The sequence below is a fragment of the Patiriisocius sp. Uisw_017 genome, assembly GCF_047731265.1.
Lineage (GTDB): Bacteria > Bacteroidota > Bacteroidia > Flavobacteriales > Flavobacteriaceae > Patiriisocius.
The window spans coordinates 2520460-2541971 of record NZ_CP159835.1 but is presented as its reverse complement, the minus strand read 5'-3'; the positions used below and the strand labels follow the sequence as shown (position 1 = coordinate 2541971).

Here is a 21512-nt window from a genome sequence, read left to right as displayed (position 1 = left end):
AAACAGTACTTAGCTATAACCATTCGTGTTTCTTTTGGTTTTATCGACGTCAACGATTTCAATTTCAACTTTCCGTAATAATTCACGCGCTTTACCTGAACATATATAGAAAAGTGAGGTTTCGGTAGTAGATAATTGGTGTCTTTCTTTATGTTCTTGATAATAAAGATGCGATTTCGTTAATAATAATCTTCAGAATAGTACTCATTTTTTCGCAAAATTTTAATGTGATTGTACTACAGTAACCCCGATTTCTTTACGCCTAATTTTAGTAAAAATAATAGCACCAAACCCTGCTTCCGTGAACGTACCTCACATACTATTGAGCTGGTTCAATGATTTTGAGGTGCTTTTAATAATTCAATTCTTTTCTGAAGCTTCAGAAATTCACGTTTCGATCTGCTCTTAGACGCTTCATAGCATTTTTCTCCTTGTTCTGAAACCATCCTATTATCAAGAGAATAATTTTGTGCTATAAAGGAATTTATAAGATAAAAATCAACTTTTCCATTTTTATACAATTCATTCGCATATTTGAGCGCATTCCGAGCATTTTTTGAAAAATAAGTAGGCAATAAAATCTTCTTTTTCATTAGGATATGGTATTTTAATTGACTCTAAAATTAACGATACCCTATTTTAAAAACGATGACTTTAGTCATACCAAAAATAACGTGTAAAGGTTTTCTTTATATCAAGGTTTTATAGGTAAACTCAGAATAGGAAAAGACTTAAATAATAGCAAATAGTGGCGCTAAAAGATAGGCTTACTTAACCTTTTCCATAACATTAAAAAACGCTTTAGTCCTTCTGATGAAGACTTCTTTTGAGATAATACTTGCCAATAAATAAACTTTAAAACAAAATTACTTGTCATAGACATTAATTTAAAAAAAATGATAAGTTATATTTTTTTAGCATTTCTGCTTTATTATCATCCTTGGAGATATTTTGCAACTACAATCGCTACAACAGCAATTATTGTGGCAATAATTAATGATGACGATAACAAGGACGAATATCATTATGAAGAAGGAACCTATTATATAAAAACAGCAGATGGATTTGAGGCGGTTCAAGCTCCAGTAGGTGCTCAAGTCCCTTCCATACCAAAGGAGGCCGAAACGGTAAAGTAAATGAAACCCGTTATTATTATGGCGGTACATTTTATAAAAAAAATGAGAAAGGCCACATCTTTGTCCCGGTAATTGCTGGAATGATAGCTCCTAGTTTACCAGAAGGTGGAGAAGAACTAAAAATTGGTGACCAGGCCTACGTTCAATTCGGAGAAACGTTTTATCAACCTGTCGAATTAGATGGCAAGGTCTTGTATGAAATAGTAGAAATTAAGGAAGAATAGAACACGAAATTTACAAAGTAATTCTTAAAAGTGAAGTTTAGTATAATGATACTTAACTTCACTTTTTGATTTTAGAACTAGTCATTAAATCTAAGAAGAGAGATTAATCAACTGCCCCGTGGTATTGCCAAACTCAAAAGTTACATTCGCAGCCATTCCTGATTTAATATCCTTGGAAAGGGTTATTATTTTACCCGAACAGGATATGGAGCCGTATTTGGGTCTATAAATGGTGAAACTTCAAGCATTTTATAGCTTACCAGAAAGATAAAGTAGGAAGCAAATTTATTGGACATTACAATGATGGACCATTTAATTGTTCTTAAAAACGGGTCTGATAGTTGTTTTATGCTCCAACTTTTTATGATTCTAAATAGTTTAAAACATTTCGTAAAGCGTAGTTACTAGCACCTCTTTACCATCATTTAAACGGACAGACAATAACTCCTTTTCTGCTTTTACCTTAAAATTAAATGGTGGCGCTAATAGGTCTAAACCACTTTCTTTTTTTAGTCTAGTTCCCTGTCCTGAAATAATATCTTTATTAGGCTCGAAATCCCCTCCGGGTAGGTGTTCTGTTAACATAACATATTTAAAATTTATCAGCTTATTCAATAAGCCTTGTACTTCAGCATTAGATATATGTTGCAGCACTTGTCTTAGTAAAGCGCAATCACCAGAAGGCAAATTGTCTACTGCGATATCCAAACAATGGAATTCTAAACCCTCTTCTTTAAATGTTTCTTTATTATGAGCAATAAGACCGGTTACTATATCTATCGCAATATATTTCTTGGTATTGGTTACCAGTTCCTTTCCTACATTAAAATCTCCACAACCTAAATCACACACCGTGATAGGGTTTTTAAATGACGCTAAAAACGATTTTAAAACAGCTATATATGGAGAGACTAAATCAGGATGATGCGATCCTATACCTGAATAAAAACCAGAAGTATTGGCTCCCCAAAGTTTCATTTCATAAACCTGTTCCATAGCATCTTTAGTTGGCCAAGGTTTTTTTATACTTTTAGTTTTATTTTCTTTCTTCTTCATAAAAAAGCGATTCGTCTATACAAACTATAAGAGCAACATTAGAGGTTCTAAATCTACTATTAAAAGAACACACAGGTTTTCCGCTAGTCCATTTTCTTTTACCAAGTTAGGAGCTAACCAACCCAAATAACGCTCTAAAAACAACTTATTGCAATTATGACAAAAGAACCAAAGAATAGATTTTACTTGATGCCTTTTTCTATTATACTCATAATCTAACTTCTAAAGCCTAGGACATTTAGCTATTCCCCTATCATTTCTATACGTGAAATATGGACTTGTATTGAAAATTTTTAAACCATATTTATGTAGCTAGTTGTGTAAAGTACGATAACACTAAAACTTCTTTAACACCCTGTAATTCAGCTATTTTAAATTAAAAAAAAACAGCGCTCGTAAAGGACATTATCCATAAGTATTAATTATATATAATATAGTAAATGTAAATAATAACTAATGAACTATATATTTAATCTTTGCGCCAACAATACAAATAAAGTGTTTGGCTAACATCGAAAAAGTAGGCGGAAAAATTAAATGAATCAAAGGTATTAAGGCTCGAAGCTGTTGAATGTAATCATTATCGCAATTTAGAACTACTTGATTGGTAAGTTATAAAACTTGAAAATAAAATAAAAATTGTTCAATAATAAGGAGCGGTATTAAATAGCTTAAATCAAAAAACCCAACAACTAATAAAATATAAAATGACGCTTGAAAATAATTTAGATTTAAACAGCTCTCACGACTTAAAATTAGCAAGCAAAAACAATAAAACAATCATTTCTAGACTTGTGATCGTCTTATTGTGGCTCCTTTTTGCTGGAAATTTTGCATATCTTACTCTTAACTTCAATAACATTCCAGAATGGTATTTGGGAAGTGTCTTCAAAATAAATGGCTTTACTATTCTAATTTGGACAACGGTCACCTTTTTTAGCGCTATCGTAAGCAGTTATGCAGGCAAATATCTAAAAGGATTTAGATATCATTCTCGATTTATGATCCTTTGTTTTGGCTTCACATTATCGGTGATATTATTGGTCATGTCTAACTATATTTTACTCCTACTTTTCAGTTGGTTGATTATGGGGATTTTTATGTCAAGATTAATCGGTATAGACAAGACTTGGGGGAAGCTAGGGAAGCTTCAACGTTTACGCAAAAATACTTTTTCACGGGAACCGCCTTTCTAGCTGTGGGACTTTTATTGCTGACTTTTTATAGCGATGAGTATACCGTTAGTGGCTTATCATCGGTTGTTAACGAGTTACCGCTGTTTATAACGATCCCAGCCGTAATATGTGTGATTGCAGCAGCTATTGTGCAGTCAGCAATCTATCCATTTCATCGCTGGTTACTTTCGGCAATGACCGCACCAACACCAGCCTCTGCGCTTATGCACGCTGGTTTCGTAAATGGTGCTGGAATTTTATTAGCTTTGTTTTCTACCCTATTATTCGCTTCAAATACGCTAACCATCTTATTCGTCATTGGCGGGCTCACAGCAATTATAGCACAATTTACAAAGTTGCTTCAGGTTAATGTAAAGCAAAAACTGGCATGCTCTACCATTGCTCAGATGGGTTTTATGATTATGCAATGTGGTTTGGGTTTTTTCAACGCTGCCGTTGTCCATTTAATACTTCACGGATTTTATAAAGCGTATTTATTTCTGTCATCAGGAGAGGAAATTGCGCAAACGTCCCCTAAAAAGTCACAAGAAATAAAAATCACGCCATTTCAAGCATTAATCGTATTGCTTTTTGGTGGTTTAGGAGCCATTCTTTTTGCGTATTGGACAGGAAAAGGGATAGAGATGGATAGTAGTGTGTTTTTAACGCTCATTGTTGCCATTACTGTAGGTCAAGCCACCTTTAATATTGTTAAGGAGGGTAGTCTTTCAACTGTACAAAAAGTTATTGTGCCGCCAATACTGTTCACTGCTGGGATAGGCCTCTATGCGCTTATGTATAACGGGGTTACTATTCTTATGGCAGATATGCCAATGATCTCCCAAGCAATGCCTTTGTCTTGGCCTCAGATCATATTCGGAATCATATTTCTGGTTGGATTTTTTATAATGAAATTAGGGGTCTACAAGAAAATTCCTTGGTTATATGTAAAACTAATGAATATATCTCAACCGTATAAAAAGTCAGTTTTAATGTATAAATCAAAATCAATATGAGCCAACAAATTCTAAATAGCATTGCCGAGTCATCAAAAGTTATTGGAAAAACATGGCCGCTTTACACATTCGTGGCTTCCAATCCATTATCGGGTTATGAAAACACATCATTTCTGAAAGCTGTAACTTCTGCCCATAAGCATTTCAATGCCAATGCTTTTCCAGTAGCGAAAATTTACAGCCAAGCTTGGGAAAAAAGAGAAATTAATAAAGAAGTGTTGCTTGCGCATCTAAAAGAAAACGGATTGTCCGAATCCCCGGAATACTATTTAAACCTCATAGCGTCAGAACATCAACCGGAAGCATTAAACAACAATCATATTATAGACCGTATTATGGCAAAATGGTTGTCAGCTTTTATGGATGAAGGTCTGGCGGAATGGGATATGCCATTTAAAACAGAAGGCTTTTATGGAGCTTGGAGACATTTAGTCATCTACGATTCTGAAATCGGAGTGACTTCTTTAAAAGAGATTCCAAAATCAAGTGATGTGGCGTTGGAAGAACTCTTGAAAGACTATTCAGAAAACCTATATACTAATATCTTCACCCATCATTTAGCAGCACTTCCGGGCTGGACTGGGTACATTAATCATCGTACCGAATCTAATTCAGAATGGCAACAAGAGTATCCAATTAGTCTGATGGATTATTTGGCAGTACGCCTTTGGACAGCTCAAAAATTAGGTGCTTCGATACTCCCTGAAAATAGTACTGAACGTTCAAATAATGAGATCACAAAAATTCAATATGTTTGGTTAAAAGCTTGGGAGGAAAGCTGGCAAAATCAGTTGATAAAAACACTAAAAACCGAATCGATTAACACAAAAAATGCTGCTGAAACTTCAGTTCCAGATGTGCAAATGGTATTTTGTATCGATACACGATCAGAACTCATCCGAAGGCATGTGGAGGCTAAAGGGAATTATGAAACCTTTGGTTATGCCGGTTTTTTTGGGATTGCAATGGATTACACAAGCCTAAAAGACGGCATCACTCGCAAAGCGTGTCCACCCATTGTAGCTTCGGCGTATACAGTTTCAGAAACGGTAAGAACAGATAACAAAGAATCTTTGGTCGCATTCAAAACCAAAAACGACACGCAAAATTTTAGTAATTATTTTCTTACACGAATGAAAAACATGTTACCATCGGCATTTGGATATGTGGAAGGATCAGGGGTTTTTTATGGAATGTCTTTAATTGGAAGAACCCTATTTCCTGGTTCCATCTATCGAAAGAATCAACGAAAAGCGTCCCAAATAGAATCTATATGTCAACCAGATATTAATAGGGCCATACAAGAAAATGATGCGACGCAGGGAATTCAATTAGAAGAAAAAGTAGGTATTGTAAAATCAGCATTCGACCTTACGGGTTGGAACCAATTTGCTCCTTTAATACTTTTTGTAGGACACGGTAGTGACTCTGCTAACAACCCCTTTAGTTCTAGTTTAGATTGTGGTGCCTGTGCAGCAAGCCCCGGACGGCATAACGCAAGAATGCTAGCAAAACTCGCCAACTTACCGGACGTTCGAAAATCGTTAGTCGAAATCCACGGATTGGAAATTCCAGAAAACACCGTTTTTATAGGAGCAGAACATAATACAACAACAGATGACATTGTCCTGTTTGATTCAGAAGTTCCCCATACCCATAAGCAGCTCGTTGAAAACCTTAAAAAGAACTTATTAAAAGCACAACAAACCGCTACCCAAGACAGACTTGGTCCAATTCGAAATAGTGTTTCTTCAGCACAGCACAAAGCGAACCATTGGGGCGAAACAAGACCAGAATGGGGGCTTTCAAAAAATGCAGGCTTTATTGTAGGACCGCGTGAGCTAACCAAAAACGTTAATCTTGACAGTCGCTGCTTTCTTCATTCTTACCATTGGGAATTGGATACCACAGGAAAGGCCTTAGAAGGTATCATGCAAGGTCCAATGGTTGTGACGCAATGGATTAATAACCACTACTACTTTTCAACCGTCGATAACAATACCTATGGAGGCGGCACTAAAATTACACATAATATTACAGGTAAATTTGGAGTCATGCAAGGCAATGGAGGCGATCTAAAAATGGGGCTACCACTACAATCCTTATTCGAATCAGATAATGATATGTACCACCAACCCTTGCGGTTGTCAGTAATGATTCAAGCGCCAATTAACCGCATTTCAGAAATACTGATGAGAAATGTTAACTTGAAAACCCTTTTTGATAATGAATGGATTTATTTAATGGTCATGGATCCCTTAAAGCGCAACGAAATTTACCGATATAAAAAAGCGCTAAAGTGGGTAGCAACCTCAGATAAGAATAGAATCGTTTCTGTTTAAAAACAATCGGATTCTTGAATTACTAATTTAAACTGTCTTTTTTAAAATTATAAAAGCTCAGTTTTCGTAGTAGAAAATCAAAAAAGGCACCTGTTGAAAGATGCCTTTTTAAAATTATATATGGTTTGGCTAAAAATCTATTGATTTAAATAATTTTGCAATTCAGCAATTTTATGCGGTTTTTCAAATACACCACTATAGTAAGAAGTAACGGTCGAAGAAGTTTCATCTTTGATCCCACGAGACGAAACACACAAATGCTTTGCATCAATAATAACGGCAATATCTTCTGTATTTAAAATAACCTTTAAATCCATTGCTATTTGATTTGTTAAACGTTCTTGAACCTGAGGACGTTTTGCGTAATACTGCACAATTCTATTGAGTTTAGAAAGACCTATAACTTTTCCGGAAGAGACATACGCTAAATGGGCTTTCCCAACGAAAGGAACGAAATGGTGCTCACAATTAGAATAAAATGTGATATCCTTTTCAACAAGCATCTCGTTGTATTGATATTTATTTTCAAAAAGTGAAATCGCAGGCTTATTATCAGGATTGAGACCTGAAAAAATTTCTTCGATGTACATTTTTGCAACCCTTTTTGGGGTGTCTTTCAAAGAATCATCTGTAAGATCTAGCCCCATCACATCCATTATCTGTGCAAATAAACCAGCTATTTTTTCTTTTTTTTCAGTGTCGGAAAGATCAAATGCTTCTGGTATCATCGGAGTTTCTAAGCCAGTAAACATGTGGTCATCTCCAATATCATCAATGGAAAAGTGGCTAATTTTATTCGTTGGAGCAGGTGCTAAATATTCTGTTTTTACTTTCATTTGTTTTTAATGTAAAATGTATGCTTCCTTTATGAAGACTTCGGAAATTTTAAATAAACGTTATACGTGCATTCACTATCCTATATTTTCAAAATTACAAAACTGTTTAATTATTTGGCGCAAATGTTAGACAATATTAACATATCAAGATAAACTTTATCTATAACGCTATTGTACTTTTGCGAATAATTTTGAATAACTTGCAAATCAACTGCGGTTGGATAGTGGAATCATAAATATTGAGAATTAAAGAAATAATATGTCAAAACTACCGAAAGAGCATAAATTTTTAGATCTATCAGATTATGGAAGGCCCGTCGCTAGACTTATAGCAAATTCCCTTAAAGAAACTTCCTATACCCCTATTGACGTTACCATATGGTTTATTATTTCGGGTTTAATAGCTATTGCTTGTATTTTATCTGGATATTATTGGGCTGCGGCTTTTTTTTTAATATTTAAATCAATTTTAGACGCTGCCGATGGAGAATTGGCTAGAGTAAAAGAAACACCCTCTTACACCGGTCGCTACCTTGACTCTGTCGCAGATATAATTTTAAACCTATTTATTTTTATAGCGATTTGGTATAGCACAGAGGCTAACATTTTATATACCTTTCTAGCATTTTTAGGAATTCAACTTCAGGGAACCTTATACAATTATTACTATGTCATTCTTAGAAACAAGGTAAACGGTGATACAACAAGTAGAATTTTTGAAAATGAGACCCCAGTAGCCTTGAAAGGAGAAAATCAAAAAAATGTAAATATTCTTTTCAGGATTTACAAAACCTTATATGGAGTCTTTGATAAAATAATTTACAAATTAGATGGAAATGCACCTCAAGGTAAAATACTTCCTAATTTACTTATGACGGCCGTATCAACCTTCGGGCTTGGCTTTCAACTATTAATAATAAGCCTGATGTTAGTTTTAGGATATAAAGAATTTATCGTTCCCTTCTTTTTATGGTACTCCTTAATGATCTTTGTTTTTATAAGTATTAGAAAACTATTGTAAATTTACAAGATTTAAACTAGTCGTCTTTCCTATATTTTATTTTGTATAAGCAAATAAAATCTGCCCTATAAACATTTTCAAATGCTTGGAATGCCCTATTTTTATTGTCTTGTTTAAAAATAAAGAACATCTAACTCCTTGCTAATAAATGGAGTTAGATGTTCATAATTATGAAACTGTCACAATCTATATTATTCGCATCACCAATGCATTACAAACCGAGCCTTTGCTCTTTTAGCGCAGCAGTCTTACGCCCTAAGGACACGACTAAATAAGTATTTTAAACATGGGGATACTCAACATAGTTTCTTGGCGTTTCGTATAGTTTAATTCTCAATTCTAGACTTTGATCCAAGGCCGGTTTAAGAATATTGTAAATTACCAAGGCAATATTTTCTGCAGTAGGATTTAAGCTTTCAAATTCCTTGGTATCTAAGTTTAGATTTTTATGATCAAACCTGTTTATTACTTTGTCTTTTATAAGATCTGAAAGAATTTTTGTGTCAATAACATACCCTGTTTCAGGATCACAAAAACCAATAACCTTAACTTCTAAATCATAATTGTGACCGTGATAATTGGGGTTGTTGCATTTACCAAAAACCTTTTGGTTTTTTTCATCACTCCAATTAATGTTATGTAATCTGTGTGCTGAGTTGAAATGCTCACAACGAATAATAGCTGTTTTGTTCATAGTATAATTAGTCCTAACAAGATGAAAATTATTTTGGAGTAAAGGTATTTATATTTAATGTTTAATTTTACAAGTAAATTGTTAAACAAAAATTAAAACTATTAGATTGGCTAAAAATAAAATGTTCCCTATTTTTGAATAAATAATATCCCTGTGAATAAACAAGATTATAAAATATACATCGTTGGAGCTGGAGTAAGCGGTCTTGTAGCGGCCAGAATTTTAGAAGATAATGGGTTTAATCCTGTGATTATTGAAGCCACAGATCGTGTTGGTGGCAGAGTTAAAACAGATATTGTCCAAGGCTATCAATTAGATCACGGGTTTCAAGTATTGCTTACAGCATATCCTGCTGCAAAGAAATTTCTGAATCTCGAAGCATTAGAATTGCAAAAATTTCTTCCTGGAGCAACCATTTTTAATAATGGAGGAAACAAAACGATTGGGGATCCCCTTAGAAACCTATCCTTACTCATACCAACATTATTTTCTGGAATCGGAACTTTTTCAGATAAAGTAAAAATACTAAAGCTTAATGCGCTCTTAAAAAAAACAACGCTATCAGAAATTTTTGCTAAAACTGAAAAAACTACGATTCAATATTTAGTAGACTTTGGCTTTTCTACAGAAATGATTTCTAAATTCTTCAAGCCATTCTTTAGCGGAATATTTCTAGAACCTAAACTTGAAACCTCTAGCAGAATGTTTGAGTTCGTTTACAAAATGTTTGGCGAAGGTTTTGCGGCACTTCCTAAAGCTGGGATTGAAGCCATACCAAAACAACTACAAGAACATTTAAAAAAAACTACTATTAAATTTAACACAAAGGTCAAAGCTGTTGAAAATGGCAAAATATTGCTAGCAAACGGAACCAAATTAGAGAGCCATTTTACCATTATAGCTACAGCACCAAGTGCATTGATCTCTAATTTAAAAAATCAAGAGACACAATGGAAATCCTGCGACACGCTATATTTTGAAATTGAAACCAGAACTATTGAAAAACCACTTATCGGACTTATTACCAATGAAGATGCACTAGTCAACAATATATTTTACCATACTAGTATCAAGTCACAATCAAAAGGCAACAAGGAATTACTCTCTGTTACTGTTGTTAAAAACCATAACTTGTCTAATGAAGACCTAAAAATACAAGTGGAAAAAGAATTGACAGATTATTGTGGAATAACTATTTTTTCGTTTATAAAACAGTATTCTATCGCGAAAGCATTACCTAATCTCAATGCATTACAAAATGAAATGCTTCCTTCTGAAACGAGATTAACGACAGGTGTTTTTCTTGCGGGAGACACACAACTTAACGGCTCACTAAACGCCGCGATGATCGCTGGTGAAAGAGCAGCACTAGGCGTTATTGAGACACTAACAAGTACTATTCCATCAACAAGTTTTACCTCTGAATTTAATTAAGAAGTAGCTTCATGTTTTTTCAAAAGTTCCAAGGAAGTGTACTCCAACGCTTTTCCAAGAGTGGCCTCAAGAACGACCAGAGGAGCTACACCAGCCTTTTCTGCTTGTATCCATCTCGATATGCATAAACACCATTTTGACCCTGCAACCAATCCTGGAAATTGCCATTGTGGAATAGGTGTGCTTAAATCATTTCCTTTTGATTTCGTATATGATAAGAATTCAGAAGTCATAATGGCACAAACGATATGTGTGCCAGAATCCTGTGACATCGTGCGGCAATATCCATCTCTAAAATAACCTGTTGCAGGATCTGTACAACAAGGTTCTAGTTTTGTACCTAGTACGTTTATTTCCATATCTTAAAAAGAAGGATCTGGTCTTCCCTTTAGTCGCAATTCAATTTTCTTCTTTTTTACCGTTAAACGTTTCATTATATCCATAAGTCCGTTATCCTTAGATTTCTTATAAATATCGTTTAAAGCTAATATCAGTCGCTTTGCTTCTCTTGATGCAACCACTTTATCACTTGTAGACATATGGCTCATTTTTGCTTTCTCAAATTCGAGTGCTTCGTTTATTACTTCCATAACACATATTTTGTTTAATTTTTTTATAAATTTAGTTAAACAAAATGCTATTTACACGAATATTATATTGATTATGATGATTTTAACATCAGGCAAGTTGATATGTTCCAAAAAAAAACAGCGCCAACTTAATATAAAAATTAAAAAAAAGAAATTTTACAAAAAAACAATTGTTCTTTTTTGTAAAATTTCTTCTGTAACTGCGGTATACAAGAGGATAATCTACTGCTTCTTATACCCATCAGTGAAGCTAAATAAATACACAGAGCTCATGAATAAAAATATTTTTTAAAGTCCTGCTCTAAAAATAAGATCAATTCCGAAAAAGGGTGCACTTTCAAACTCTGAATTTAACCTGTTGCGATCATCTCCTTTTACTTGAAATACCAATACTTGAGCACCTACAGTATCGCCTTGGTTATACAACCCGTAATCTGTGGTATCTAGTCCTACTCTACCTCGTAAAAGAAGCGTGTCATCGAAAAACCCATAACCTGCAAAAAGTGAAAATCGTATAGATTCTTCTTGCACATACTGTGCAGAGTTTGAAGCAGAGATATTGTAAGATTTCACAGACGTAAGTAAATTAGCACCCGCGCTTAGATGTGTGGTCAAAGAATAAGTTGCATCTGCTCGTATAGGCAAGGTTGCATTGATAGTGAATTTGCTGTTTTTTGATTTATACCATAGTCCAATAAGAGGTGTTATGGTAGTTCCAAAATTTTCAGAAGAAACATAAGTACCAAATTTTAACGAATACCTGCGAGAATATCTTTTCTCTAATAGAGCAAGTGCACCAATTTGAAAATCATCACCCCCTAATTTATCAAAATCTGAAGCAAATTTAGGTAAGGCGAGATAAGTACCACTCCAGTCATTTCCATGTTTGTATTTAATCCCTACATTAAGCCTGGTCATTATAAGATTATTCCTAGCGTTGGAATCACTTAATCCCAATCTCGTATTTTCGTAAGTTAAACCAGCTAAAACAACAACTTTTGGAGTAATCGGAATTGGTATATTTGCTTCAATATTTATGTTCCCTACATCGGTTTCATTGTCATTATCAATATTTCCTAAAGTCGTTCGATGATAGGTTAGTTTTGCCATGTCAATATAATCTTGTGCAAACGACTGGTTCCCAATAAAAAGGACTGCTAAAATCAAAAATAAATTTCTCATTAAATGTTGGTTTAAATGCTATAAAAAATAGCGTGTTATGGATTTGTTTATCTTTTCTACGGCCAATTTAGACAAAAATAAGTACTGAATAATGAGCTCTCGGATATTTAATTCATAAGTAATACTTATGGATTATATAACTATTATTTATGTATATAACAACTGAATGGTGTTTATTTGGCTCTAAAATGATTTGATTTCGCACAATTTTTATAAATCCTAAAAACGCCCGAGACTAATACGTGTCAGAATTGATTTAAAACCTCAAAAATAGTAACAAAGAACAGCTTCCTTTTTATCGCGCAAAAAGGGATGTATTTGAATTGGATAAAATTGAGAAATTTAAAATACCAAAATAAGACAAGATAAATCTAACCAATTGCGATAGGATTAATTCCATAAGTTTGGATATAATCCTTTTTTTGGTACTTTTGCATTATGAATTTTAAAACTGCAAAATATACCGTCGTCGATGTTGAAACTACAGGCAACGTAAACCAAGGTCGTATGACCGAAATTTGTATCATCACTATAGAAAACAATATAATTACAGATGTCTATTCGTCGCTCATCAACCCGCAAGAAAACATTCCAAGAAACATCACCGCACTCACTGGTATCACTAATGAAATAGTTGCAGACGCACCTAAATTTAAAGAGATTGCGGCCACCATTCAACAAAAGACAGAAGGCGCCATTTTTGTAGCACATAACGTAAATTTTGATTTTGGATTTTTAAAGAAAGAGTTTGAATTTTTAGGAGAGAAGTTCAGTAGAAAAAAATTATGCACCGTCAGACTTTCACGGAAATTACTACCAGGACTCCCTTCTTATAGTTTGGGGAGATTGTGTCGCTCCGTTGGAATATCTTTAGAAAATGCCCACAGAGCCGAAGCGGATACACGCGCAACCGCTACCCTATTTTTAAAGGTATTGGCATTAGATGCCGAAACAAGTTTTGAAGTATTTAAACATTTTCTAAATAAATCCTCAAGAGAAGCTACGCTCCCACCCAATATAAACTCAGCCGACTTTGAAAAATTACCTGCTACTCCCGGAATGTATTTATTCAAAGACAAAGCTGGTAAAATACTATACGTAGGTAAAGCTAAAAACATTAAATCACGGGTACTTTCACATATCTATTCTAAAACCCAAACGTCAATAAATCTTTGCACCGCTACCCATCACTTAGACTTTGTAGCTACCGGCAACGAATTGTGTGCACTCCTTTTAGAAGCAGATTATATACGGCAATACTACCCGCAGTTTAACAAAGCTCAAAAGCGCCCTATAAACACCTACCAAATCATATCCTACAAAGATAGACGCGGAGTACTACAGTTAGCATTAGGAAAAACGAAAAACACCTCAGACGCTGTTTTTACGCTTTATAATAAAATTGCAGCCATAGAACTATTAATGCAACTGTGCGAAACGCACAATTTATGCCCTAGATATTGTGCCTTACAAATCACCAATGAGCCTTGTTCCCACTATACATTAAAAGACTGTAAAGGAGTATGCTCAGGAACCGAGGACATCGAAATTTACAACCTACGAGTAACTGCGGCATTAGCTCAAATTGAAGCTGTAAAGGAAACCTACATAATTAAAGACAAAGGACGTACGCTCCAAGAAAGCAGCATCATTCTTGTTGAAAAAGGAGAATATAAAGGGTTCGGTTTTATAGAAAATACGGAAACAATAACGAGTTTTGAAGATTTTAGTAGCTACATCACGAAGTACAAAAACACCTACCATACCACTAAATTAATTAGCGGTTTTATTAGGAAAAACACTTCAGAAAGAAATATGATTCGGCCATCGATGGAATTAGCCAATGCTTTTGATTAAAATAAACTGGTTTTTTCAAAGATATATTTCAGTTCGTCACAGATTCCTATTTAATTAAAAGACACAAAGGAATAGAACAACTTGTAGAACCTATAATGTTCAATTTCAGCTTTTCTTAATCAGTTACCGAAGCATTATATGCGGTATGTTATTTTTTAAATCTTAAGTATTAGGTCCCTTTGCCTTTTACTACCTTTACACCTCTATGAAATCAAAACAAGAAAACAAGAAGAAACAGACCAAGGTCACCATGCTTTCAGCTTTTAAAACCATTATTTGGCCACGCCGAAATCTGGTTTTTATCGGCTTGATTTTAATCATTTTAAGCAGGCTCTCTAGTTTGGTACTTCCTTGGAAATCAAAGGAGCTACTAGACGAAATCATTCCTAATAAGGATATGAGTGGTCTTTATAACCTACTTTGGCTAGTAGGGTTTGCAGTTTTAATACAAGCAATCACCTCGTTCTTATTAACCCGAATCTTAAGCGTGCAAGCACAATATCTTATATCAGAATTGCGTGCTCAGGTTCAGAAAAAAGTTCTTTCCTTACCCATTAGCTTTTTTGACAACACCAAGTCTGGTGCTTTAGTTTCAAGAATTATGAGAGATGTAGAAGGAGTTCGTAATTTAATAGGAACTGGTCTTGTGCAACTTGTGGGTGGAACCATCACCGCAGTAATATCCTTGTTTTTACTAATAAGTATCAATGCGTGGATGACCTTGTTTGTTTTAGTACCCGTGGCAATCTTTGGAATTATAGCCTTGAAAGCGTTTAAATACATCCGCCCTATTTTTAGAGACCGCGGGAAAATAAATGCAGAAGTCCAAGGACGACTCACCGAAACATTAGCAGGCGTTAGAGTCATTAAAGGGTTTAATGCCGAGGAACAAGAAAACAAAATATTTGAAGAAGGCGTTGACCGTTTGTACCAAAATGTTAAAAAAAGTTTGACCGCAACCGCAGCGATGACAAGTTCCTCCACGTTTTTATTAGGCCTCGCCTCTTTAGGCATTATGGGCATAGGTGGTTATTTTATGATCTACGGGGATATGACGATGGGAGATTTCTTATCCTTTACATTACTCCTTGGCTTTATGATTGCGCCCATCGTACAAATGAGTAATATAGGAAGCCAGCTTACCGAAGCACTCGCAGGTCTTGACAGAACTGAAGAACTGATGAATATGACTGCCGAAGAAGATCTCCACGATAGAACCATTATTCTCGAAGAAGTAAAAGGCCATTTAGAGTTTAAAAACATTTCTTTCTCTTATGAAAAAGGAAAAGAAGTACTACACAATATTAATTTTGAAATGAAACCAGGCGAAGTGTATGCCCTAGTTGGGAGTTCAGGTTCAGGAAAGTCTACCATTGCTGGATTAGCCGCTACGTTTCTACACCCGAATAAAGGAAGTATTTTAATGGACGGTAAAGATCTTGCTGAAGTAAAACTGAGCAGTTACCGCCGCAATTTAGGTGTTGTTTTACAAGATGAATTTTTATTTGAAGGCACCATTAGAGATAATATTCTTTTCCCAAGACCCAATGCTACTGAAGAAGAATTACAAAAGGCTGTAAAAGCGGGCTATGTGAACGAATTTACCGATAGATTTGATGATGGACTGGAAACCCTTATTGGCGAACGTGGGGTTAAACTTTCTGGAGGGCAGCGCCAACGCATTTCCATAGCGCGTGCAATTTTGGCGAATCCAAAAATCATTATTCTGGATGAAGCAACCTCTAATTTAGATACCGAAAGTGAAGCACTCATTCAAAAATCATTAACACGATTAGTGAAAGATAGAACTACAATTGTAATCGCACACAGATTGAGTACCATACAAAAAGCAGATCAAATCCTAGTCATTGAAAACGGCCGTATTGCCGAAAGAGGAACTCACAAATCATTGTTAGAAACTAAGGGTAGATATTATGATTTATATACCTACCAAGCTAAGATCTAGACATTAATAATCCAGATATAAATATCTAGGGGGCAGTAGACAACTACTTATTATTTTGTAAAATACATTAGAATACAGTTTGCTGTACTAATTACGGTATGCCTATATGCAAAGTAACTTTCGCATAAAACAACTGGTTTTCAATTATCTTTTGACCAGCTCAATATGTCATTTATGACTAAACCGCTATGAACTTTCAAAAGCTATCCCTATGGGAAAAGCGCCATAGTTTTAACTAATTTTGAGACCTATAAAAGTTCATTTTTCAGTCTTTTGCCTTTTTCTATTATTGCCCATTAAAAGACTTTAAAATAGTTCCTGTTCAATTATTATAGTTTTCATTCTTGAGAAATAAGCGTTTTGAGATATATTCTATAAAAAAAGACTGCCCTTTAAGACAGTCTTTTTTCTAATTTATAAACAAATCAATTATTCCTTAATAACCTTTCTCACTAAGGTTCCTTTTTCGGTTTCAATTTTTAGGAAATACACAGCACTATCTAATGCTGAGATATCGATGGTGGAGTTCAACCCGTCAATATTCTTTAGGTTTCGCACGAGCCTTCCTCTCATATCTGTAAGGGTAATGGTATTGATTATTGAATTAGGGGAGTTGATAAACAACAGTCCATCGGTAGGATTAGGCACTACAGAAATGGCGGCAATAGCAGCAGCATCATCTCCTAGTATTCTTCCAAATCTATCATAGGCCATAAACTGAAGTGTAAACCTATTTGGGAAGTTTCCTTTTCGACTTCTAAATTTATAGGCCCCTTCTTTAGTAAGGTTGGTAATGGTTCTTGTAGCCTTATCTATTAGATACACGGTCGCGTTTTCAATATCGGCTCCTTCTAGTTGCTTAATGGTAATTTTAAAGGTGGTAGTCTCGTCTATTTGAGAAGCATATCCCATTGGGATTTGTATCTCCTTATTAAAGACTTCTCTACCTTGAATTCCTAAAGACATCGTATTGTCTGGTAAATGCGAGTATAGCGATACAAGGCTACCAATCTGATGGCTATCATATCCTGAATCATAGCTTTCTGTTGCCATTGGCATAAAGGCAATTAATACTTCACTGCTGAGACTGTATTGCGCATTTTCTAGCTGTAACCAGATTTTGTTGCCCTCTGATACAGTATTCCTTAGGGTGTTGTTCCCAGTGGTTACCCGCATTGCATTGTTAAAGATAGCGGTTCCCGTTGCATTCGCTTTTACACCAAAGCCTTGCGAGGTAGCGATCATACCATTGGGAGTTGTACTCCCATTGGTTGCGGGTGTTCCTGCTCCAATACCTCCAGAGAGGTTGTACATCGAGATGTCTTCCATCGAGAAGTTTTCAGTAGTTCCATTTCCTCCTGGGAATACCCCTGGCTCGGTAATATGCTCCCAGAAATATACTTCATCAATCTCAGGGTTTGCATTTAAAAATAGGGAGGCATCAATGGCAGATGGATATGGGTTGGCTAACATAGAGGGACTCGAATTCGTATCGCCGTTAAACTCCATTGCATAGGTAATAACTCCGTTGTTTAAGGTTCCTCGCTCATAGACTAAGTCATAGGTTGAATTTCCGTCGGCTAAGCTCGTTTGTGGATATACAAAATATCCTTCACCAGGGTTTATGATTCCTGTATGGAACACCCAGTCATTAAAATCAACATCCACAAAGTTGGCCACGACATTAGGCATATAGAAAGCATCCACAGCTGGGTCTGGATCAAACGCTGCCGTTAAATGTTTTACGACTCTAAAAGAGTTGTTATAAACCCCATTGCGCATTTCCATAGTCATTGGGCTACCAGAGAGGATAAAGTCTCTAGGAGCTACTTCTGGGGTGGTCACATTGACGTTGATGGTACCATCGTTGGTAACCATCGCGCTGTCTTCTACTTGTACCACACTTCCGGTGTGTTCTACTAGTAAACTTCCCGTCAAAGCCACGGTGATATTTCCATTAACCTTAAGATAATCCCCAGCCGATATAGTTAGCGTAACACCTGCATTTACTGTAACCGTACAAGCATCAATACTTGCTCCAACAATAGAAGTATCATAATTAGAGGCTATTATTACTGAACTACTACTTCCTGGAACCGCTGGTGCAATATCCCAGGTCCCTGTCCAAGTGGCATTGGTGCAGGCAACTGCTGTTATGGTCACTGCAACATTATTGGTGCTAAGGTCACCACAAAGGGTTGAATTCCCAATATCGGTTTGGAGGGTGGTGAGTGGGTTGCCAGTATAAGTAGCTAGACTTGAACCTGCCAAGTACGACAAACCATGTACAGCATAACTTCCTGCAGGAAAAGTCCAAGAATCTGTAAGATCAGAATTTACATCAAAGGCAACGATATTACCGGTGCCTGTATTGACGATTGCATAGGTATATATATAGCCAATACCTGGCACTCCTGCTTTATTATAAATAGACCCTGTACCTGTAAACGTATTGGTATAAGTACCCAGTGTGTTGGCAGCACTAAACCCTGAAGATACTAATACATAGGTGATCCCTGGCACCAATGTCTGTGTAAAACTGGGAGACGATCCTACGCCTTCAGTATAACTAGAGTTAAGCCAATTGGTACAAGCTCCGAATGGAGTATAACTCGTTTGAAACAAATTAAGCACGTCAGTATATCCATTGCCAACAGGGGTAAAAGTATAACCTGTGTTATCACTGACTACAAATTCAATTGATTCATATTTAGGAACATTACCTCCAAAATAGGCACAAACTCCAGCTGTGGCAGATTCAATGTTTAGACCAGTATCAGGATCCCCTGCATCTAAAGTTCCAGCATTCATCGTTATGAGATTCCCCGCGACCAAATTTAAATTTAGAGAAGAATCTCCTTCAGGCGCAGTAACTCCCGCACTATTTGCTATTGTTCCCGCTTCGGCTGTACAGCCTGCAACAACAGCAATATCTACATTGTTAATATCGAAGAAAATATTTGTTGCTCCAGAACAAACTATTTTTATTCTTCCCATTGTTGTCGCAACACCTGGAGCGGTAATGGCCTGAGAACCGTCATTTACCACACCCATTGCAAGGGTTGTCCCGAAAGTAGTACCTCCGTCTGAAGAGTACAATATATCTACTGAAGCACAAGTATAGGCTGCCAAATTTGTATTCGCGACATCCCAAGTTACCGTTTGAGCACTTCCTACAAGCCAGGCTGAAGTTGTATTCTGAGACGTTATTTGAAATGGTCCATCGGCCCCTACATTCAATGAAATTTGATCACAGGCGATACCACCAGCTCCGGCAGTATTATCTCTAACCACTAATCGCCAAGTAAGGGTTCTGGCTACTGTAGGTAAGATCTCTCCTGTTCCCGTAGTTACATTTCCAGCAAGTACCGAAGACAACTGTGGGCAAGTTCTTTCATTACTCATGGATGGCGGAAAACTTCTAAATATTGGCGCTACTGTACTGGCTCCGGTATCGTCTGGTGCAGCAGAACCCGCATAATCGGTGTCGTATTGCTCCCAGTTATAAGTTAAGCTCCCTAACCCATCGGCATCTGAACCAGTTCCAGACAAAGTAAAAGGAGTACTATGAGGTATTGTTAATCCATTTATGGTATTGGCATTGGCGTTAGCACTAGGCATAGCATTACCTGAAGCTGTAGAAGTAGAACAATCGGTCCAACCACCAGAGACACCTGAAGAGCAGGTTGGATCTCCAAAGGGTACCGTTCCAGTTGCAGTGAAATTCATCATGGACTGAAGACTCCCAATCCCAAAATAATCTGTACGACTCGCAAATAAGTCACCGGCATCACAATTTGCGCCTGTACTCATAATACTTGTTCCCTGTCCAGGTTCGTATCGCTCGCAGCTATTTTCACTATCACATCCATAATTAGTATGATATGAACTAAACATATGTCCTATTTCGTGCAATAAAACAGTTACAGAAGTAGGAATGTCATTTGGTAGATAGGTGTATCCATTTGCTTTACTAGCAGTACAAACTACACCAACTCCAGCTCTTCCAGCCCAACCACAACCTCCACCACAAGTGATTTCATGAAAACCATGACCAATATCAAAAGGGACGCTAGCATTTGATGTTATATACGTATTCGCCTGGCTAATAGATGTGCTCGTATTTGTAGGATCGGTAAATGGATCGGTTGCTGGATTACTATTGAGTAGATACTCTACAATGCTAAAAGTTACCGCCAGTTCCGGCTCATAGATAGCATTAATTTGAGCAACCCTCGCTAAAAGTGCTGCTTGTACGGTACCAATTGTTCCTCCATTTAATGCATAGAACTCACCCGAACAGGTTACTATCATGTCATACGACCTTAGACTGGCGCCATTCTGAAAACAAGAGTTTGTCCTAGACCCTTGTTGAGACATATTAGTTTCATCTATTCGTTGATCAGATTCACAAAAAATATTTTGATTGGTACTCGTTATGTCATGATCATAATAGGTAATATACCGATTATCTCTACTAGTTTTATCGACCTGTTCTATAATGGAAATCCCGTTTATTCCTTTTATCAGTCCATAAAAGCCAATTGGAGTTATATTAAATCGAGCAGATGCTGTAGGATCGTCGATTCCCTGTGCAACGTAACTTTTAAAATCGGGCATCTGAGCCGATAATTCTGGCGACATCATCGGTGCTTCTACCACTCTAAATTGTTGCGTTCCACCGCTAGGCACAGGTAGATTTATAATTACAGTAGAGCTCCTGATATCGGAAACCAATCCCTTTAGAGGAGCACTTTGCAATTCACTTTTTACATTCTCAAGGTCGATATTAACCTCAAGATAGTTCGATAAATTTTGTTGGTATCCCTCAGATACCTGTGCAATACTAGACATGAAACTTACAATTAATAGACTAGCGAGTACGTGGTATTTTTTTTTCATGACTCCATTTTTTTTGGTTGAAATTGTTGGTTAGATTTAGCTTCAAAAATAGTTTGATTCGTTGGTATAATATTAATTTTA

At 36.1% G+C, this 21512-nt stretch carries 17 protein-coding genes; 9 read left to right on the top strand and 8 right to left on the bottom strand.

The genetic code is table 11. The features are described 5' to 3' along the window. Nucleotides 1–332 precede the first annotated feature (332 nt). Nucleotides 333–593 carry a hypothetical protein gene (locus ABXT67_RS11575; RefSeq protein WP_415374202.1) on the bottom strand — a complete coding sequence of 87 codons (261 nt, stop codon included), beginning with the start codon at nt 591–593 and terminating at the stop codon, nt 333–335. A gap of 303 nt (nt 594–896) precedes the next feature. Here ABXT67_RS11575 and ABXT67_RS11570 point away from each other — a divergent pair, with 303 nt between their 5' ends. Both ABXT67_RS11570 and ABXT67_RS11565 read left to right on the top strand, forming a co-directional pair. After that, nucleotides 897–1136: a DUF6515 family protein gene (locus ABXT67_RS11570; protein WP_415374201.1), complete on the top strand. Its 240-nt coding sequence runs from the start codon at nt 897–899 to the stop codon at nt 1134–1136. Nucleotides 1137–1192: 56 nt separating this feature from the next. Beyond that, nucleotides 1193–1360, top strand: a complete 168-nt coding sequence (locus tag ABXT67_RS11565; protein ID WP_415376988.1) for a DUF6515 family protein — start codon at nt 1193–1195, stop codon at nt 1358–1360. Between the two features lie 378 nt (nt 1361–1738). Here ABXT67_RS11565 and ABXT67_RS11560 read toward each other — a convergent pair whose 3' ends face one another. Next, nucleotides 1739–2416: a class I SAM-dependent methyltransferase gene (locus ABXT67_RS11560; RefSeq protein ID WP_415374200.1), complete on the bottom strand. Its 678-nt coding sequence runs from the start codon at nt 2414–2416 to the stop codon at nt 1739–1741. A gap of 707 nt (nt 2417–3123) precedes the next feature. Between ABXT67_RS11560 and ABXT67_RS11555 the strand changes: the two genes are divergently transcribed. From ABXT67_RS11555 to ABXT67_RS11545, 3 genes are read left to right on the top strand one after another with little or no spacing between them, the layout of a single operon-like run. Further along, on the top strand, nt 3124–3612 hold the full coding sequence (locus ABXT67_RS11555) for a hypothetical protein (RefSeq protein ID WP_415377027.1): 489 nt from the start codon (nt 3124–3126) through the stop codon (nt 3610–3612). Then, a complete protein-coding gene (locus ABXT67_RS11550) occupies nt 3495–4607 on the top strand; it encodes a proton-conducting transporter membrane subunit (RefSeq protein WP_415374199.1) in 1113 nt (370 codons plus the stop codon). Before ABXT67_RS11555 ends, ABXT67_RS11550 begins: the two co-directional genes overlap by 118 nt. After that, nucleotides 4604–6949, top strand: coding sequence for a DUF2309 domain-containing protein (locus ABXT67_RS11545; protein ID WP_415374197.1), 2346 nt, complete (start codon nt 4604–4606; stop codon nt 6947–6949). The genes ABXT67_RS11550 and ABXT67_RS11545 overlap by 4 nt, the downstream gene beginning before the upstream one ends. Before the next feature lie 137 nt (nt 6950–7086). On the opposite strand, the gene folE is transcribed toward ABXT67_RS11545, so the two are convergent. Continuing rightward, nucleotides 7087–7785: a GTP cyclohydrolase I FolE gene (gene folE / locus ABXT67_RS11540; protein ID WP_415374195.1), complete on the bottom strand. Its 699-nt coding sequence runs from the start codon at nt 7783–7785 to the stop codon at nt 7087–7089. A 259-nt stretch (nt 7786–8044) separates the two neighbouring features. Here folE and ABXT67_RS11535 point away from each other — a divergent pair, with 259 nt between their 5' ends. Next, the gene (locus tag ABXT67_RS11535; RefSeq protein WP_415374193.1) at nt 8045–8806 is read left to right on the top strand and encodes a CDP-alcohol phosphatidyltransferase family protein; all 762 of its coding nucleotides are present in this window, start codon (nt 8045–8047) and stop codon (nt 8804–8806) included. A gap of 280 nt (nt 8807–9086) precedes the next feature. Here the strand turns inward: ABXT67_RS11535 and ABXT67_RS11530 are convergent, their stop codons facing one another. Then, the gene (locus tag ABXT67_RS11530) at nt 9087–9500 is read right to left on the bottom strand and encodes a 6-pyruvoyl trahydropterin synthase family protein (protein WP_415374191.1); all 414 of its coding nucleotides are present in this window, start codon (nt 9498–9500) and stop codon (nt 9087–9089) included. A 153-nt stretch (nt 9501–9653) separates the two neighbouring features. Here ABXT67_RS11530 and ABXT67_RS11525 point away from each other — a divergent pair, with 153 nt between their 5' ends. After that, nucleotides 9654–10934 (top strand): NAD(P)/FAD-dependent oxidoreductase, encoded by a 1281-nt coding sequence (locus tag ABXT67_RS11525; protein ID WP_415374189.1) that lies wholly within the window; start codon nt 9654–9656, stop codon nt 10932–10934. Here the strand turns inward: ABXT67_RS11525 and ABXT67_RS11520 are convergent. From ABXT67_RS11520 to ABXT67_RS11510, 3 genes are all read right to left on the bottom strand, one after another. Next, complete coding sequence (locus ABXT67_RS11520; RefSeq protein WP_415374187.1) at nt 10931–11293, bottom strand: DUF2237 family protein; 363 nt, start codon at nt 11291–11293, stop codon at nt 10931–10933. The genes ABXT67_RS11525 and ABXT67_RS11520 overlap by 4 nt on opposite strands. A 3-nt stretch (nt 11294–11296) precedes the next feature. Continuing rightward, nucleotides 11297–11524, bottom strand: a complete 228-nt coding sequence (locus ABXT67_RS11515; protein WP_415374185.1) for a hypothetical protein — start codon at nt 11522–11524, stop codon at nt 11297–11299. Nucleotides 11525–11812: 288 nt separating this feature from the next. Further along, nucleotides 11813–12706: a DUF6268 family outer membrane beta-barrel protein gene (locus ABXT67_RS11510; RefSeq protein WP_415374183.1), complete on the bottom strand. Its 894-nt coding sequence runs from the start codon at nt 12704–12706 to the stop codon at nt 11813–11815. A 438-nt stretch (nt 12707–13144) separates the two neighbouring features. On the opposite strand from ABXT67_RS11510, the gene ABXT67_RS11505 reads away from it, so the two are divergent. Together ABXT67_RS11505 and ABXT67_RS11500 are read left to right on the top strand one after the other, a co-directional pair. Beyond that, complete coding sequence (locus tag ABXT67_RS11505; RefSeq protein WP_415374181.1) at nt 13145–14563, top strand: exonuclease domain-containing protein; 1419 nt, start codon at nt 13145–13147, stop codon at nt 14561–14563. Nucleotides 14564–14768: 205 nt separating this feature from the next. After that, nucleotides 14769–16529 carry an ABC transporter ATP-binding protein gene (locus ABXT67_RS11500; protein WP_415374179.1) on the top strand — a complete coding sequence of 587 codons (1761 nt, stop codon included), beginning with the start codon at nt 14769–14771 and terminating at the stop codon, nt 16527–16529. 429 nt (nt 16530–16958) lie between these two features. Here the strand turns inward: ABXT67_RS11500 and ABXT67_RS11495 are convergent, their stop codons facing one another. Continuing rightward, a complete protein-coding gene (locus ABXT67_RS11495; protein WP_415374177.1) occupies nt 16959–21431 on the bottom strand; it encodes a reprolysin-like metallopeptidase in 4473 nt (1490 codons plus the stop codon). Between the last annotated feature and the right edge of the window lie 81 nt (nt 21432–21512).